This is a genomic window from Neptuniibacter sp. QD57_21, from assembly GCF_047778075.1.
Classification (GTDB): Bacteria; Pseudomonadota; Gammaproteobacteria; order Pseudomonadales; family Balneatricaceae; genus Neptuniibacter.
The window spans coordinates 282,684-299,810 of sequence record NZ_CP180549.1; the positions used below are offsets into that span (position 1 = coordinate 282,684).

General features: G+C 45.8%; 12 protein-coding genes and 1 tRNA gene. 4 read left to right on the top strand and 9 right to left on the bottom strand.

The window, feature by feature from the left end; translation table 11 throughout:
- Positions 1 to 288: 288 nt before the first annotated feature.
- Both ACMXYS_RS01185 and ACMXYS_RS01190 read right to left on the bottom strand, forming a co-directional pair.
- Positions 289 to 1,299: a zinc-dependent alcohol dehydrogenase family protein gene (locus tag ACMXYS_RS01185; RefSeq protein WP_415883167.1), complete on the bottom strand. Its 1,011-nt coding sequence runs from the start codon at positions 1,297 to 1,299 to the stop codon at positions 289 to 291.
- Between the two features lie 149 nt (positions 1,300 to 1,448).
- The gene (locus tag ACMXYS_RS01190) at positions 1,449 to 1,958 is read right to left on the bottom strand and encodes a hypothetical protein (protein WP_415897357.1); all 510 of its coding nucleotides are present in this window, start codon (positions 1,956 to 1,958) and stop codon (positions 1,449 to 1,451) included.
- Positions 1,959 to 2,094: 136 nt separating this feature from the next.
- On the opposite strand from ACMXYS_RS01190, the gene ACMXYS_RS01195 reads away from it, so the two are divergent.
- Complete coding sequence (locus ACMXYS_RS01195) at positions 2,095 to 2,475, top strand: hypothetical protein (protein ID WP_415883169.1); 381 nt, start codon at positions 2,095 to 2,097, stop codon at positions 2,473 to 2,475.
- Between the two features lie 121 nt (positions 2,476 to 2,596).
- Positions 2,597 to 2,672 (top strand) — tRNA-Thr (locus ACMXYS_RS01200).
- A gap of 24 nt (positions 2,673 to 2,696) precedes the next feature.
- Here ACMXYS_RS01200 and ACMXYS_RS01205 read toward each other — a convergent pair.
- The 3 genes from ACMXYS_RS01205 to waaF form a co-directional block, all read right to left on the bottom strand.
- Positions 2,697 to 5,756 carry an EAL domain-containing protein gene (locus ACMXYS_RS01205; protein ID WP_415897358.1) on the bottom strand — a complete coding sequence of 1,020 codons (3,060 nt, stop codon included), beginning with the start codon at positions 5,754 to 5,756 and terminating at the stop codon, positions 2,697 to 2,699.
- A gap of 192 nt (positions 5,757 to 5,948) precedes the next feature.
- Positions 5,949 to 6,953 carry a lipopolysaccharide heptosyltransferase RfaC gene (gene rfaC, locus ACMXYS_RS01210; RefSeq protein WP_415897359.1) on the bottom strand — a complete coding sequence of 335 codons (1,005 nt, stop codon included), beginning with the start codon at positions 6,951 to 6,953 and terminating at the stop codon, positions 5,949 to 5,951.
- Positions 6,950 to 7,975: a lipopolysaccharide heptosyltransferase II gene (gene waaF / locus ACMXYS_RS01215; protein ID WP_415897360.1), complete on the bottom strand. Its 1,026-nt coding sequence runs from the start codon at positions 7,973 to 7,975 to the stop codon at positions 6,950 to 6,952. The genes rfaC and waaF overlap by 4 nt, the downstream gene beginning before the upstream one ends.
- 360 nt (positions 7,976 to 8,335) lie before the next feature.
- Here waaF and ACMXYS_RS01220 point away from each other — a divergent pair, with 360 nt between their 5' ends.
- Complete coding sequence (locus ACMXYS_RS01220) at positions 8,336 to 9,334, top strand: branched-chain amino acid aminotransferase (protein WP_415883173.1); 999 nt, start codon at positions 8,336 to 8,338, stop codon at positions 9,332 to 9,334.
- A gap of 76 nt (positions 9,335 to 9,410) precedes the next feature.
- Here ACMXYS_RS01220 and glnE read toward each other — a convergent pair whose 3' ends face one another.
- Positions 9,411 to 12,311, bottom strand: a complete 2,901-nt coding sequence (gene glnE, locus ACMXYS_RS01225) for a bifunctional [glutamate--ammonia ligase]-adenylyl-L-tyrosine phosphorylase/[glutamate--ammonia-ligase] adenylyltransferase (protein WP_415897361.1) — start codon at positions 12,309 to 12,311, stop codon at positions 9,411 to 9,413.
- Positions 12,312 to 12,420: 109 nt separating this feature from the next.
- Positions 12,421 to 13,542 (bottom strand): inorganic triphosphatase, encoded by a 1,122-nt coding sequence (locus ACMXYS_RS01230; protein ID WP_415897362.1) that lies wholly within the window; start codon positions 13,540 to 13,542, stop codon positions 12,421 to 12,423.
- 177 nt (positions 13,543 to 13,719) lie between these two features.
- On the opposite strand from ACMXYS_RS01230, the gene argA reads away from it, so the two are divergent.
- Positions 13,720 to 15,057: an amino-acid N-acetyltransferase gene (argA, locus tag ACMXYS_RS01235; RefSeq protein ID WP_415883176.1), complete on the top strand. Its 1,338-nt coding sequence runs from the start codon at positions 13,720 to 13,722 to the stop codon at positions 15,055 to 15,057.
- Here argA and ACMXYS_RS01240 read toward each other — a convergent pair.
- Together ACMXYS_RS01240 and ACMXYS_RS01245 are read right to left on the bottom strand one after the other, a co-directional pair.
- Complete coding sequence (locus ACMXYS_RS01240; protein WP_415897363.1) at positions 15,054 to 16,415, bottom strand: ATP-binding protein; 1,362 nt, start codon at positions 16,413 to 16,415, stop codon at positions 15,054 to 15,056. The two genes, argA and ACMXYS_RS01240, sit on opposite strands and share 4 nt — an antisense overlap.
- Positions 16,416 to 16,424: 9 nt before the next feature.
- Entirely contained in the window at positions 16,425 to 17,114 is a 690-nt protein-coding gene (locus ACMXYS_RS01245; RefSeq protein WP_415886645.1) for a response regulator transcription factor, read from the bottom strand.
- Positions 17,115 to 17,127 lie beyond the last annotated feature (13 nt).

Sequence of the window (17,127 nt, forward strand, 5' to 3'; positions counted from 1 at the left end):
ACTAAGTCCCTTAAGAATAGCTGACTTCTATAACGTGTGATCTGATCTTAGTCACAATTTGGAATGGTTACTCATTATATAGGCTTTACTTATGTAGGGAATTAACCTTTTAGTTACAGATAGTTGCTTTGAGTATTCCTGGATATTGCTAGAAAAAGCCAGAAGTCGTGCTTTGAAAAAGAAGCTGCATCATGAAGTGTTAGAACACTTATATTTTTGATTCTGTTGTATGGCTTAATGAATGAAGCTATAAGTACTACAGTTTCATTCATATCAATTTTTGGGGGGTTAGGCTTCTATAACCACTTTGCCAAAATGTTTAGCGGCTGCCATGTATTCATAAGCATCTTGGGCATCGTTGAATGAAAATGTTTTATCAATGATAGGGTTCATATTTTGCTCAGCCATAAATTCCGTGAGCTGTGTAAGCATTTCGGTACTACCTACATAGATACCTTGTATTCTCAAAAGGTTAAAAATCGTCATTAAGCTGATAGTCGGGTTTTCTAAGCCGCTTAGAATGCCAATTACGGACACAGTACCGTTAACTTTTGTAGAAGCAACGGACTTCTCGAAGGTGCCGGCGCCCCCTACTTCTAATACGTTATCAACGCCTTGACCGTTGGTAAGTTTAAGCACTTCTTCTTCCCAATCTGGCGAGGTCTTATAGTTGATCGTGTGGTCGGCACCGAGTTTTTTCGCACGTTCTAATTTCTCATCGCTAGATGAGGTGATAATCACTTTGGCACCTTTAGCTTTCGCTAGCTGTAAGCCAAAAATAGAAACCCCTCCCGTACCCAATAGAAGAATGGTGTCACCCATTTTAATATTGCCGACGTTAACTAAGGCGTGCCAAGCAGTTGTTGCTGCGCAGGGGAGGGTTGATGCTTCACTGTAAGATAGATGTTCAGGGATTTTTACCGTGCAATCTTCTTGCAGAATAAAGTAGTCCGCTAGCACTCCATCTATTGCGCCACCCAGAGCCGAATTAAGACCTTGATCATCGATCTCGCCATCTACCCAGTGTTGGAAAAAGTTACCAATGACTCTGTCGCCTGCCTTAAATTGAGTAACCTCGTCACCCACACTAACCACTTCGCCAGCGCCGTCAGACAGAGGGATGATTGGGCGTACATCATTCCGTACATAGCCACCTAAAGTAATTAACGTATCTCTATAGTTGAGAGAGCAGGCCTTCATCTTAACCAGAATCTCTTTGCCCTTGGGTTTAGGCGTTTCTATTTCGACTTGCTTAATCGCTTGAATGCCTTCGGCGGAATCTACTTGGTACGCGCGCATATCTGTTCTCCACTAAATGTTGTAGGAAAGAGTGGCACTGAGATACGGAAGGGGCAACCATTAAGGTGAAAAATGGCTCTAAAGTAGTGACTGTTTTCAGATTTAGGAGATAGAAAAGGGTAGGGGACAGAGTCGCCCCCTAAGAGGTTCTATTTCTCGCAGCTCATACTGTTGATATCGCGTGAGCGGAGATTGAAATTATCCATTAGCTGTCGAAAGGCATCATCGCTTAATGCTGCTGTTTGGAACGTGCGATGAAAATTGTTATCGACTTCTATCTCTGGTTGCGTTGTCATCTTTTTATGCATTTGCGACAGCGTGCTGAGGTTTGGATCGTATTGAGCGAGTTCTGCTTCTAGTTCTGGGGAGAGGTCTATCCAGTTGTTGATGCTGCCCCAAGTTTGTACTTTGTCTGGGGTATGTTTTAACGCTAATTTCACCGCAAGAACACGACGTTCAATCGAAAGCAGTTGCGTGTCTCTATAGTGGTTTATTCGCTCAGCATATTCAGGCAGAAGCTGGATGGCGCGTTTGGCACTGTCATATTGCCAGGTAGTTTGGGCTTTTGCGTAGAGTTCAAACTTATCAGCACAGCTGGTTGAATCTGCTAGGACGATACCTGAAGCGCTAAGGATCATTAAGCAAGCTAAGAGTCTCAAAGGTAACCCCTCTTATCGAATATGGTTCTTTATGTGTTTGATTGTAAATGAATAGAACAAAAACGCTTTACGTCCTTAGCACTGAATATCTTTGTCTATAATTAGGTGGTTAATAACTTGATCGATTTATAGCGAAATGACCTATCAGTATGAGATTGAACATTCCCCGTTTTTTATCCGGGTTGAGGTCTTTGGAAATCGTCAGCCTGAACATGCAGTTAGAGATGCTTTGGCTGTTTGGGCAGCGATTGCAGAGACAGCTGAATCTATAGGTCAAACCAAGGTGCTTTATCTATCTCATATATGTGGGTCTATTCCTGTGATGGAAGCGTATGATGTAGTTGATCAGTTTGTGAATAATGACTGGACTCATCTTCAAATCGCCTATATCGACCTCGCGCACTCGAATGAAGATGATCTCAGAATGCTCAAAGCGATTTGTTTTCAACACGAGATAAAATTTGAGTTCTTTAAGACAGAGAAGCAAGGAAAGGAGTGGCTAGATAATTTGGATTAGAGGGAAAGACCTCTTTCCACACCTGATTTGTATGTTAATTAATCGCTTTTGAAATAATTTTAAAAATAGTCTTGATTCGTGTCGAATAACTGCCTATTATTCGCGTCCTCTTCTGAGATGTGCCGGTATAGCTCAGTTGGTAGAGCAACTGACTTGTAATCAGTAGGTCCCGAGTTCGACTCTTGGTGCCGGCACCACTTTCTCACCTTTCTAGGCATTCTTTAAGCATTATCTCCATCTGGATTTTTTTGTATTCCTCGCTCTATTGCTTCACTAAACATATGCGCTGTAACGGGTTTTCCAAGCAAATAGCCTTGTAGGTAATCGCAACGTAGCTCATGTAAATACTCTTTCTGTTCTTCTGTCTCTATCCCTTCTGCCGTCACGCTTAGGCCAAGCTGGTGGGCCATAGCTATAGTTGCAGAGACTAAGATCTGTGAATCTGGATTAGTCGCGAGTTCTCGGATAAATGACCGATCAATTTTCAGGTTGTCGAACGGGAAGCGTTGTAGATAGTTTAGAGAGGAATAGCCGGTACCAAAATCATCCATTGAGATCTGGATGCCCATGTCTGAAATTGCTTGTAGGGTGTTATCAAGTTTGGAGGATGCCTCAATAATTAGCCCCTCTGTTACTTCAAGCTTCAAGTTTTCAGGGCTGAGGCCACTGTATTCAAGTGCTTGGTTCAGATCTTTTATAAAGTCATTGCCCTTAAACTGCCTCGGCGAAACGTTAACAGATATAGTGAAGCCAGCATGACCCTGTTCAATCCAGCGTTGCGCTTGTTTGCAGGCTTGTTTTAATACCCAGCGTCCGATTGGAATGATGAGGCCTGTTTGTTCGGTTAATGGTACAAATTCGGCTGGGGATACTTCGCCTAGTTTAGGCGAGTGCCACCGTAAAAGAGCTTCTGCACCGACAATTTTAGGGTCGTTGTTTAATCCACATATCAGCGGTTGAAATGCCAAACTGAGCTCATCGTTGGCGATGGCTGAACGTAAACAGTTATCGAGTTCTAATTGTCGAACCGCGACATCATTCATCTCTTGAGTGTAATAGTGGAAGCGGTTACGGCCATCTTTTTTAGCTTTGTACATACCGATGTCAGCTGCACGTAATAATGCTCTAAAGTCGACGGCATCGTCTGGGAAAATGGCGATACCTATACTGGCTGTAACAATGAGTTGTTTACTTTGGATTACGAAGGGCTGCGAGAACTTTTCTAAAATGAGTTCAGCAGTAAGTTCCGCTTGTTCTGGTTTCTCGAGATCTTCGAGAATAATTAAGAATTCATCTCCGCCATGGCGAGCCAATGTGTGGTTTTCGGCTAAGCAGCTTTGTAGGCGCTCGACAGCCTGTTGCAGTAGCTGATCGCCAATATCATGGCCTAAGCTGTCATTTACCTTTTTAAAGTCGTCCAAATCGATAAACATTAAGGCCAGTTTCCGGCCTTCTCGACGCATTTTTTTGATTGCTTGTTCGGCGCGATCACGTGCTAATACACGGTTGGGGATGTTGGTGAGTAGGTCATATTGCGCTTGATAGAGAATATGCTCCTCTTGCTCTTTTTGTCGGCTAATATCGCGTATAGAGACAATATTAAACAGGTCATCATCAAATAGCATGCTGGCAGAGGAAATCTCTGCAGGGAAGGTAGAGCCGTCTCCACGTTGCAGTGTGATTTCAAAAGAGGACTTATCTGTCTGCTCTAGCTCTAAGATCTCTTCGGATATCTCTTTATTGAAAAGATGACCCAAGGAAGAGGCAATGAGGGTTTCTCTATCGGTAGCAAAAATTCGGCACAGAGCTTGATTTACATCGATGATTTTGTGATTGCTATAGATCAGCAAGCCTTCGGCGACAAGGTCTGAGAGTTGGCGGAAACGGTCTTCACTAGCAGACAATTTTTTCTGTGTTTCAACTCGCTTTCTGATATCGCGGAATGAGGCTACCCTTGCTTTCTCACCATGCCATAGCACCCTTCGACCAGTGATGACTACAGGAATCTCTTCTTGTTGTTTGGTAATAATAACGGCTTGGTAAGGTTGCTCAGATGTGTTTCGTGCATGTTCAAGTGCTGTTGGCAAACTTTCCGGTGTAAATAAGGTTTGAGGGTCAAGTTTAATAAAGTCTTGGTAGCTATAGCCAAATAGTTCTTCTGCTCTTCTATTAAGGTCGACTATGCCTTGCGAATTATGGATGAAGATTGCTTCGGAGGTGACCTCTTCAAAGCGTTGTAAACGTTGTTCACTTTGTTCTAACTCATGCTGATAGCGTTGGGTCGAGCCTAAGCTTTGCCTAAGCTGGCGATAGAGGAGTTTGATTGCAACTAAGGTGAGAAAGAACATCGCTCCGATCAACGACAAAGCGATCTGGTGTTGAGTAATCTGTTCTGAGGTTTGGAATTGCTCAGGTTCTAAAAGAAAGGATATCTGCCAACCTGGTAACTCTTCTAATGGTGCATTTTCATAGATAAAAAGTTGTTCATCTTTTTCTATGATCGAACTGTCTATCTTTCGACTGAATCCTAGGTGCTCAGGTATGGTGTCACCAAATTGACGAGAAGCAGCGACTTGTTTTTGTTGTACCGAAGAAAGAGGAAAAAGTGTTTTGTAGAGCCAAGTTTCATTGTTGGAAGCAAAGACAACGCCGTTAGGGTCAATTAAAGATGCGTTACCCGGTAGGCGATGGAACCGTTCTTCAATCTGATCCGGCAGAAACTTGATGATGGCGACCCCAATCGGTGTCTCGGCTTCAGAAACTATAGGGTGGCTGAAATAGAGGCCGCGTTTTTTTGTCGTGACCCCTAGGGCTAGGTGGACGGTTGGAATCCCTTGGATTGCCTGTTGAAAGTAGGGGCGGAAGGCATAGTTTTTCCCAACTAGGGTGTTGTCTGGTTCGCGGTTGTCTGCTTGGGTAACCCCATTATTATTCATGATGTAGCAGATAGATGCTTGGAGTGTGCGGCAGTAGCGCTTTAATTTGTTATTTATTCTTGAGTAGTTTTGGTGTGGCTCAAGGAGGTATTGGATGATTTGTTGCTCGCCAGCCATCAATGCAACAGCGTGGGTTCTGTTGCGGATAAAAGCGTCAGTTTGGCTTGCTAGTAGCTGAGTTATGTTTTGGCTGTGATTGCGTGCTTCTGTTTCACTTTTGCTTGCTAGATTTAAATAGATCCCAATGCCGCCAATCGCGATCAAAAATAGCGGTAAAACTACGAGCGCAAGTAAGCCGCGGATGGGCTTATTGATATGGACGTTTTCAGAGTGATCGGTTGCCAAAGTAAACCTTCTTAATACAACAAAGCCGAACACAGCGAATATTCGACAAATTAGGTTCCTACAGTCGTTGCTGTGCTTGCTAATGTTCGATCCTGTACATTAGAGCGCTTAAGGCTTAGCTAAAAACCTTTCATTTTATCCTAGAACTATTTGTCTGATAGGCAAATACTCTGATGCCCATTTATCGACTTATTAACTAGCTAAAGTGATTTGGCTGGATAATGTACCCCAAACAATTTCAGGCGTAAGTGGCGCAAAAATAGCAGGTTCAACATCGTTTTGATTTCTAGGGCATTCACTGGCTTGTAGGCAGGTTTGGTCTTTACCATAGCCACCAACTAATCCAGGATCAGTTGGACCAAATAGAATAAAGTTAGGTGTATTCAATGCCGCCGCGAGATGGGACAGGCCGGTATCAACTGATACACAAGCGCTTGCACCCGTTAGAATGGTAGCGATTTCAGCTAATGGCAGCCGTGGTAACACCTCTGCATTTTTATGTGCTTCAGCTAGTCGTTGTGCGCGTTGTTGTTCTGGTTCTGAACCCCAAGGTAGTTTGATCTTCCAGCCCGCATCCCCTGTGAGTTTGATCAACGCTTGCCAGTAGGTTTCAGGCCAATGCTTATCAAAGCGAGTCGTGCTGTGTTGAAAGACTAGATAAGGCGCTTCACGGTGAGTTTGCTTTAAGAAGTGCTGACGAATATTAAAATCACCACGTTCTTCTGGGAGATCGTATCCAAGCGCTTGGGCAAATAATTGGCGAACCCTCTCAACGGCATGTTGCTGTTTCGGAACCGAAATAGAGGTGTCGTAAAAACGTGCGGCTAAAGGCTCTTTGGCTGAATCTTTTCCCAAACCAAATGAAGGCCCGTTTGCCAAGCGCGTTACTAATACAGCACTCTTGAGTAAGCCTTGGGCATCAATAACAGCGTCGTACTGTTCTGTTTGCAGTCGCTGTTTGTATTCGGACCACTCACCGCTTTTTAGTGTGCTCCAGATACTCTTGCGCCAGCGACGAATGGCAACCGGGATAACCTGATTGACCGAAGGGTGCCAAGAAGGTACTTCGGTAAAATTTTCTTCTACAACCCAATCAAACTGTACACCCGGGATTGCGCGAGCCGCGTCTGTGAGCGCAGGCAAAGTATGGATGATATCGCCCATGGATGAAGTTTTAACAACAAGAACTTTCTTCATCGGTTTAATCCGTTGATGGTTGCCTTATAAGCAAGCTCAGGTGTGATATCGATCATACTCTGATGATAGCCCTGGTCGGCATCACCTTTTCTAATTTTTTGGTAGCCTTCGATCAGCCTAATGATCTCTGCTTTATCGGATAGCGGTGGTGTAAATCCAGGGCTGGTAGGACCGTAGAGTGCAACAAGCGGCACATTGACGGCTGCCGCAATATGCATCAATCCAGAATCATTACTCACCGCCGCTTGGCAATGCGCGATCAGGTCGATAGCTTGAGGAAGCGTGGTAACTCCGGCTAAGTTGCTGCAGCGCTGTTGTTCTTCAATCGTAAGCTGGTCTTGAATTTGTTGACATACCGGCTTGTCTTTTTCGGAGCCAAATAGCCAGATCTGGTAGCCATCAGCAATTAATAGCTTCGCTAGTGCTGCATAGTGATAATCGGGCCAGCGTTTAGCTGGACCAAACTCGGCACCTGGGCAAAACGCGATCGCTTTATCAGGGTTTAGTTTGAACTGAGCTAAAGCAGCTTCATACTCGGCGCTATCCACTGTCAGTTGCGGATAAGGGATCTGTTCCATCGGCATGGCGGGTGTCTCTGGTGCTTCTGCTAGGCCAAGGTAGCGCTGAACCATCAATGGATAGGCTTCTTTATCCAGTGGTCTAAGGTCGGTCAGCAAGCCATAACGCATCTCACCACGCCAGCCAGTTCTTTTTGGAATTTTGGCAAACCATGGGATTAACGCAGATTTTAGTGAGTTAGGAAGCACGAGAGCTTGCTCATAACCGTTTTTAGCGAGTTCCTGACCAATCTGTTTGCGTAGACCCCATTGCAGGCTGCCATGTCCTACCGGCATCTCAATCGCTTTATTGACCTCGGGCATACGCGCTAAAACAGGTCGACACCAATTTGGCGCTAACACGTCGATCTCAATATCTGGGTTCTTCTGTTTTAGATGCTGGTACAGAGATTGGCTCATTAACATGTCGCCTACCCAAGATGGGCCGATGATAAGCGTTTTCATTAGCTGTTATCCATTTGCTGTGTGAACGACATAGGAGAGTGAACCTTCTGCTCTGTTGCTTTTAGACTGCGATCAAAAATAGTGCGTTATCGTGCTTAGACAGCCCGATACAACCGGTATTTGATAAGGTGAGAATCATACAAGAATTGGAGAAAAACGCCCAATTTCAATTCTTATAGGGTTTATTGGCACTTTAATTCCGCAAGATGCGCTGTTGGAGGGCTCAGGGAATTCCAATTTTCTGTTATCAGGATTAGAATATCAGCCCTAAATTTGTACATATTATCTCTGTTTGCCCCTGTATCGAGTGTATCGAAGGGCAAAACAGTAACGCATCAAAATAATTAGAAGGAAGGTCTCATGGCAACTGCATTCGGCTCCGTTTTTATGCCTGAAATGTCAATCTCTTGGTTTGACGGTTCCAGCTGGAGTGCGGTCGAAATGGTCCCTAGTGACAGCATCAACTTGCACCCAGGTGCGCATGTGCTGCATTACTCTTCGACGTGTTTTGAAGGTCTTAAAGCATTCCGTCATGAAGATGGTTCGATCAAAGTTTTCCGTATTGATCGTAACGTATCTCGTATGGCGCAAAGTGCGCGTCTATTAGCACTGCCAGAATTGGATGAGGAATTTGTAACTCAGATGATTCTGGATACAGTGAAGCGTTTTGCTGATGAAGTTCCAGCGCCTCCGGGTTCTATGTATATCCGTCCAACGTTGTTTGGTACTGAGCCTGCGATCGGTAAAGCGGCTGCGCCATCTGAAACGGCTTGTTTCTACGTACTGCTTTCACCTGTAGGTGATTACTTTGCGGGTGGTGATCGCGCGTTGCGCTTGTTGGTAGAAGATAACGGCCTACGTTGTGCGCCTCACAATGGCATGATCAAGAGTGGTGGCAACTACGCGAGTGCATTACTGCCAACGATGAAAGCTAAAGCTGAGCACAATGTTGATCAGGTTCTGTTCTGTCCAAACGGTGATATTCAGGAAACTGGCGCAGCTAACTTCCTGCTAATCGATGGTGATGAAGTTATCACACGTGATTTGGATGAAAGCTTCCTGCACGGTGTAACGCGTGATTCTGTTCTAACCATTGCCCGTGATTTAGGTCTTAAAGTGTCTGAGCGTAGTATCTCGGTAGAAGAGATGCTTGAGCGTATTGCTAAGCCAGGTTGCGAAGCTGCTCTTTCGGGTACAGCTGCGGTATTGGCGCCAGTGGGTACTATGGTTTATAACGATAAAGAGTACAGCGTTGGTAACGGTGGTATTGGCGAGACAACTCTACGTTTACGTAAGGCGCTAAACGATATCCAATGGGGTAAGGCAGAAGATAAGCACGGTTGGTTGACCGACGTTTAAAGGCCTCCCTAGACAGTTTTATAAAAAAGGGCAGTACCTTCGCAGGTGCTGCCCTTTTTCGTTATCAGGAGAAAGCTTAGCTTTCCCCTGACATGATCCCTTGCCAGATGCTTGCGACTGCATTTCGCATCTCGGTCATCTCAGCGCCAGATATGGTATTGGAGCGATCCTGCAAGGTTTGACGATGGCCTGCTGCGCGATAAGCTTTATAAGCTTCTCGTAGGGTTTCAGCTGTATCTTGGCTGATTAACTCGACCTGCTCGGCAGCATCTAAAATACGGATGTTGTCGGTGAACTCATAAAGAGAAGGGCATTTACCGGCATTGCGTAAAACTAAGTATTGAACGATAAACTCAATATCAACAATGCCACCTCGGTCATGTTTAAGGTGGAACACAGGGTTCTCTTCATCATTACCTTTGCTACCCAGATGGTCACGCATCTTCTCGCGCATCTCTGTTACTTCTTCTAGTAACTTTTCATTTTCTCTAGGCAGTTTAAGAATCTCGGCTCTCACCTCTTCAAACTTCTCTTTCAGAGCTGCATCACCGGCAACAACGCGTGCACGAACAAGGGCTTGATGTTCCCAAGTCCACGCTTCTTTGTGTTGATAGTCGGAGAAGGCTTTAAGAGAACTTACCAATAGGCCGGAGTTACCAGATGGACGCAGACGCATGTCCACTTCATACAGCTGACCTGAGGTGGTGAATGTATTTAAGATGTGGATGATCTTCTGACCTAAGCGAGTAAAGAAGACCGAGTTAGCGATCTGTTTCTCGCCATCGGTAAACAGGTTCGCATCAGAATCGTGAATAAAAACTAGGTCTAGATCCGAGCCATAGGAAAGCTCGATCCCGCCCATTTTGCCGTAACCCAAAACGATAAAGTCTGGGTTGCAGGGTACGCCTGCGGATTTCTGTGGAGCACCGTGCTTTTCGGTCATCAACTTCCAAGCGATATCGACCACTGCTTCTAAGATAACTTCCGCTGTCCAAGTTAAGTAATCACTTACTTTCATGAGCGGCAACGCACCCGTGATCTCAGATGCCGCTACTTTCAAAGAGTGAGCGTTCTTGAAGTAACGTAGGGTGTCCATTAACTGTTCTGTATCCTCTTCTGGAATACGTAGCAGTTGCTGGCGTAGTTCGCTGTTTAGCTGAGCTTTATCCGGTGGCGAATATAGGCTGCTAGGGTCAATCAATTCATCCAATAGAATTGGCTGCTTCGCTAGTTTTTCTGAGAACCAGCTAGATGCTGAGCAGAGTTTCACCATCTGCTGAAGTGCGGTTGGGTTTTCGGCCAATAACACTAGATAAGCTGAACGCCTTAAGATCGCTTGGATCAGAGTTAAGACTCGACCTAAGGTTTCTGTCGCATTTTCGGTCGCGGCGATTTCACGTAGCAAAATAGGCAGTACGGCTAATAAGCGTTCTTTCGCAATGAGCTGTAGCATCTGCACGGTACGCGATTCGCGCAAAGTGTTGATCTTGTGCCATGCCTCTTTAGGGTCGTCAAAACCTTGTTCTTCAAGCAGGTCAATCGCCTGTTGATCTTCGAGGTCGTCATTCCATAGAGACAGCCAAGTATCGTCGCATGCAGAATCCTCTTCAGGTTCCGCTTCTTCACAAGGCGCAATCAGATCGGCAAAGTGGATACGTACTTTCTCGCGGTGACTTTCTAGTTCTGCTGCGAAACTATCCCAATCGTTAAAGCCCATGCTGAATGCTAAGCGGCATTGTTCTACTTCGTCGATTGGTAGTTCTTGAGTTTGCTTGTCAGCTACCGCTTGGATGGCGTGTTCTGCGTTACGGAGAAATTCATAAGCCGCCATCAGCTCCTTAGAGGCTTGTTCCGGCATGCCTACGACGTCTGGCAGAATCGGTAAAATATTACACAGCTCGCGTTGTTGCAGACGTGTATCACGACCGCCACGCAGCAGTTGGAACACCTGGGCGATAAACTCGACTTCGCGGATACCGCCAGAGCCAAGTTTTACGTTGTTATTAAGTCCTTTGCGACGAACTTCGCGGCTGATCATCTCTTTCATCTCACGAAGAGAGTCAAAAGCACTGAAGTCGATATATTTACGGTACACGAATGGGCGGAGAATCTGCATTAGCTCATCTCCCGCTTCTTTATCACCGGCCATTACGCGGGCTTTGATCATGGCGTAGCGTTCCCACTCACGACCATGCTCTTGGTAATAGCCTTCCATAGCATCGAAACTGATCGCCAAGGGGCCAGCTGAGCCGAAAGGACGTAGGCGCATATCGACACGGAATACAAAGCCGTCGATGGTGCTGTTATCCAATGCCTGAATCAGTTTTTTGCCTAGACGGATAAAGAAGTCCTGATTGTCGAGGCATTTTTTGCTGCCTTCGGTTTCACCGTTTTCTGGGTAAACGTAGATTAGATCGATATCGGAGGATAAATTCAGCTCGTTTGCACCTAGCTTACCCATGCCAAGTACAACCATGCGTTGCGGCTTACGGCTGTGTCTGCCAGTTGGTGTGCCCCAACGTTCGCACGCTTGGTCATAAAGCCAGTTCATGGTTTGTTCGACACAAGCATCAGCCAACCAAGACAGTTCACGGGTGGTTGTGCGCATATCGCTGGCACGGGTGAGGTCACGCCAGATTAATCGAACTTGTTCACGCTGGCGGAAACAACGGATCGCTTTGTGAAGCTGTTCTTCTGTTTCTAAAGAGCTAAAGGTTTCTTTCAGTGTGTTGTGATACTGCTCTTCTGAATAGGTGCTGTATAGATCACCGCTTTCAAGGAGCGAACTCAACATCTCTGGGCGACGCTCGAGTTGCTCCGCCACGAAGTTACTGCCGGTCAGAACTCGGCTTAAGTCCTGACTGAAACTCTCAGGGGTATTGCTCAGTGTAGTCAGAGTTTCTTCAAGGGGTTCCCAGTTTTTGCTGAGTACTGGTTGAAGTGTTTCTGGCAGTAAATCCATGTGCGGTTTGAGCATAAGGTTTATGTCTCCTGAAATGTGAAACTTGGGGCCGAATATGATGCGTACTAAATGAAGACCCCAAAATCATTCTAACAGTCTAAAACAACTGAATGAGTGATGCTTATCATGCTTTTGTTAAACAACTTTGGGCAAGTTGCTGGTGGCTTTCCTGCCAGCGCTCGCGCCAAGATTTCTCTATCAGCTGTTCTGATATCAGCAGTGCTAATACGCCCGGTTCTGCTGTTTGCAATAATACATTTAAGCGCGCTTCTGAGCGTTGCTGCTGTTGCTTGATCAAGTCACTCTCTTTTTGACCAGAGATAACTGCTGTACGTCGCCACGCATCGATATCTCGTAACTGACGGATCAGTTTGCTGAGAAGGAAGTCGATCTTGCCATCAGGTTCTGCAGGCACAATATCGCTGTAGGTCTCGTAGAGGGCGCCAATATTACGCAGTGACTCGAGTGCTAGGGGGATGTATTTCCAATCTTGAGTAAATTGCCAAGCTTCTAAATAGCGTGGCCACAGACCGAGTTCTTTTTGCAACAAAGTGCTGAAGCTTTGTTCTAGCGTAGTAGATTCATCGAATTCAGGAAGTTTACGATGAACGTCATAGGCCTCTGGATCGAGAAGTCGATAGCCTCTTTCCGCTTTACTGATATCGCTAATATAGAGAGGGATATGTTTCGCTAGATCTAATGCGAATTTGACCATCTCAGTCGCCTCGCCCTCCAGCAGTTCCAGCTCTAGCTCACACAGAGGATCTTCTCGGCCATGAGCACTCACAGTGCCTTGGTCTAAAGCGATCTCGGCTTTTAGCACATTACCTTTGCTATCCAGGGTATCGAGTATCCACGTTGTACGGGTAAAGTCGGTGCTAAAAATTGGTGCGACTTGAGCGTGGATATTCGGGTCTTGAAGGGCTTTAGGCCATTCTGCACTTTCAAGTAGTGCGTAATCTAATTCCGGTTGCTTAATCAGCCACTCCCACTCTTTGCGTGAGTGCATACCTGCTTCAGAAGAACCACTGCTTTTCAGTGTTTGAATCAGCTGTTCACCTTTGCGTCGAATGCGCAGGGCTACACGATGTTGAGTCAGTTGCTGATCGGGGGTGTCGTAATAGATGTTACCTAACTGGTGACTACCCAATTCTCGAACTTGAGAGGAGCGGAACAGTGGTTGTAGTTTTAATGATTCCACATGATGCGGGCTTAAAGTTAGCTTTAGCTCTACTTCTAATGCCATCTCTGTTTTTTCTCTTTATAGGCTGCCATCTAAGTTTGCAGTCTAACGCACTAAGATAGGGCTTTAAATCACTCTTGCCGAGTAATGTTCAGATGGATGAATATTTGGCTTTTGTGCCGATTAAGCCTACAGTAGCCGTAATAGACCTAATCATTGAAAACTGCTTGTAGACTGACTGTGAACGACGACACTAAACAATACGTCAATTGGTTCCGCCATTCCTCTCCTTATATCAATGCGCATCGGGGTAACACCTTTGTGTTGATGTTGAGTGGGGAAACCGTTGCTGATCCTAACTTTGCCAACATTGTGCATGATATCGCCTTGCTGAATAGCTTAGGTGTGCGTTTGATTTTGGTCTACGGGTCGCGACCACAGGTCGAAGAACAGCTTGCACAAAAGCAGTTAACAACACGTTTGCATCATCACCTTCGCGTGACCGATCAAGAAAACCTGACTTGTGTCATTCAAGCCTCCGCTATTGTGCGGGCAGAAATTGAAGCGAGATTGTCTTTGGGGTTGCCTAATACGCCGATGGCCGGTGCGCGCATTAAGGTTGTTTCTGGCAACTTTGTGACAGCGAAGCCCGTTGGTGTGCTGGACGGCGTCGATATGGCCCATACGGGTGAAGTTCGTCGCTTAGATCATGATGCCATTACCCAGCAGTTAGATGATGGCAATATCGTTCTACTTTCTCACTTAGGCTACTCACCAACCGGTGAAGTATTCAATCTATCAGTTGAAGATGTAGCGACGGCTGCTGCCAGTGCTTTAGATGCTGATAAGTTGATTTTGTTTGGTGCGGATCAAGGTGTTTTGGATAGCTCGGGCAAATTGCGTAGTGAGTTATTGACCCGCAAGGCTGAACGCTTGGTTGGGCAGTATCTATCTTCATTGGAAGATACAGACCAACCACATACGGAAATGTCGCGTCATTTAGAAGCCGCAGTTGCTGCTTGTCGCAAGGGTGTGCGTCGTTGCCATCTTATCAGTTATAAAGAAGACGGTGCTTTACTAGGTGAATTATTTACCCGTGATGGTTCGGGTACTATGGTGCTGCAAGATTCCTACGAGCAGCTTCGTTCTGCAACGATTGAAGATGTAGGTGCGGTGTTAGAATTGATCCAACCTTTAGAGCAGGATGGCACCCTGGTAAGGCGTTCGCGTGAAGTCTTAGAAAATGAGATCGAACGTTTCACGCTTATCGAACGTGATGGCGTGGTGATTGGCTGTGCTGCTCTATATCCGTTCCCAGAAGACCAGATGGCAGAGTTGGCTTGTGTGGTCGTTTCGTCAGAATATAAAGGGGCTGAACGAGGCGATAAGCTGCTTAAAGCGATTGAACAGCAAGCGCTGCAGCACAACCTTAAGCAGGTGTTTGTGCTGACAACTAAGACGGCGCATTGGTTTGTTGAGCGTGGTTTTGTCGAAACCCCTGTGGATAACTTGCCGGGTGAGAAGAAAGCGCTGTTTAATCTCCAGCGCAATTCCAAAGTGTTTATGCTTAATCTTTAACTTGGGAAGTGAATCACAAAGCAGGCTCCGCCAAGTGGGGAGTCTTTCACTTCAATCTGACCTTGGTAGCTACTGATAATATCGGTGGCTACAGATAAGCCAATCCCTTGTCCTTGAATTGACGTATCCAAGCGAGCGCCGCGTTGTAAAATGACTTGGCGCATCTCTGGTGTTACTCCGGGGCCGTCATCACAGATGGTTATTTTTAACTCTCGATCAGATTGTGATGCAGAGATAGCAACCTGACTATGACCGTACTTAAACGCGTTTTCCATGATCATACCCAACACTTCCATGAGATCGCGTTCATCCCCAAAGAAGGTCAGGTTTTCTGATAAAGATGTTTCAGTAACAACATTTTTATTTCGATAGACTTTGCCAAGAGCCGAGAGCATTCGTTCTATGATGGGCTCAACAGGGACCGCTTTACCGAGAGGCTTGTTCTTGCTCTTCACTGCACGGCTCAACTGATACTGAACAATCTGATCCATGCGTTCCACTTGCTCAGATACCAGAGATTGATAGGTGTGCAGTTCGTGTTCTTCTAGCTCCGCGCCACGCATTACCGCAAGTGGGGTTTTCAGACTATGAGCTAGATCCCCCAAGGTATTTCGATAACGTTCTCGCTGTTTACGCTCACTCTCAATTAAGCCGTTAAGGTTAGTGGTTACCGGTTCAACTTCATCAGGGTAAAGGCCTTTAAGTTTCTCCGCTTTACCAGCTTCAATCGCCTTAAGATCTTTAGCGAGTCGCCTTAATGGTGTTAAGCCCCAACTGAGGATGAAGGTTTGCGCCAATAGCGCAACGAGGAAAATGATGCCAAGCCAAGCCGTTAACTGTTGGTTATAAGCTTGAATATCGCGAATCACGAGATCATCTGATTCCATTACGGTAAACAGAAATGACTTTTCTTTGCCTGCTGTTTCCCAAATGATGCGTAGTTGGAATCGGTAGAGTTGTGCCTCTTCCAAATGTTCAAACCTCGGCTCGCCAGTGGTTAATCCGCTAAGGTTTATCACTTCAGAAAGCTGAGGGTCGTCTAGAAGTAAAGATGATAGAGAACGCCAGAGAATATTGCCCTCTTGATCATGTATAGCGGCATATAAACCGGAATTAATCTGTTCGTAGCGAGGTTCCTGTAATCGCTCAGGGAAGAGAATATGATCCTCTTTCAGTTCTACTGCACCAAGGAGCAGGTAAACCTGTAGCTGCAAACGGTCTCTCACCGAGTTTTCTAAACTGCTGTGGTAAGCCTTGCTCAAGGCTAATCCTGCAATAAGAAGAACGATTGGAAGAATGACTGCTGATGCAATCAACAGTCGCCCCTGCAATGACTGCAGGGGAGATCGAATATTCACGAACTATCCTTAGTCGTTTGGCTGATCAGTTGTGAGGGCGAAACGGTAGCCGAGCCCGCGTACGGTAGTGATCGGCTGTAACTCTTGATCAGGGTCCAGTTTCTGACGTAAACGACGGATAAATACTTCCAGTACATTACTGTCGCGGTCGAAGTCCTGGTGATACAAGTGTTCAGTTAACTCGCTCTTTGAAATGGTCTTGCCTGTATTTAATACCAAGTATTCGAAGGTGCGATACTCATAGCTTGTTAGCTTAACCGGTTCGCCGTTGCGGTAAACAACGCGGCCAGTGGTATCGATTTTGAGCGGGCCAAACTCAAGCACAGGTTTCGCGTGACCTGCTGCTCTGCGTAATAAAGCGTTTAGGCGTGCATGTAGCTCTTCCATATGGAAAGGTTTGACTAGGTAATCATCTGCACCTGCTTCTAAACCTTCTACTTTGTCTTGCCAGTCGCCGCGGGCGGTTAGAATGATAATCGGAAACTCTTTACCTTCTGCGCGCCATTTCTTGATGACTTCAATCCCAGAAAGCTTTGGTAGACCAAGATCGACTATTGCGAGGTCGTATGGATATTCTTGGCCCATGTATAGTGCCTCTTCACCATCAGCAGTTTCTTCAACTGTATAGTTGTTACCCTCTAAGGCAGTCGTCAATTGGCGGCGTAGATCTGGATCGTCTTCAACAACAAGTAACTTCATTGTATTTAACTCC

What these genes read in the sequence shown, in the direction of transcription:
- ACMXYS_RS01185 (WP_415883167.1), bottom strand. Translation starts at nt 1,299, where the DNA reads ATGCGCGCGTACCAAGTAGATTCCGCCGAAGGCATTCAAGCGATTAAG.
- ACMXYS_RS01195 (WP_415883169.1), top strand. Translation starts at nt 2,095, where the DNA reads ATGACCTATCAGTATGAGATTGAACATTCCCCGTTTTTTATCCGGGTT.
- rfaC (WP_415897359.1), bottom strand. Translation starts at nt 6,953, where the DNA reads ATGAAGAAAGTTCTTGTTGTTAAAACTTCATCCATGGGCGATATCATC.
- waaF (WP_415897360.1), bottom strand. Translation starts at nt 7,975, where the DNA reads ATGAAAACGCTTATCATCGGCCCATCTTGGGTAGGCGACATGTTAATG.
- ACMXYS_RS01220 (WP_415883173.1), top strand. Translation starts at nt 8,336, where the DNA reads ATGGCAACTGCATTCGGCTCCGTTTTTATGCCTGAAATGTCAATCTCT.
- glnE (WP_415897361.1), bottom strand. Translation starts at nt 12,311, where the DNA reads ATGCTCAAACCGCACATGGATTTACTGCCAGAAACACTTCAACCAGTA.
- ACMXYS_RS01230 (WP_415897362.1), bottom strand. Translation starts at nt 13,542, where the DNA reads ATGGCATTAGAAGTAGAGCTAAAGCTAACTTTAAGCCCGCATCATGTG.
- ACMXYS_RS01245 (WP_415886645.1), bottom strand. Translation starts at nt 17,114, where the DNA reads ATGAAGTTACTTGTTGTTGAAGACGATCCAGATCTACGCCGCCAATTG.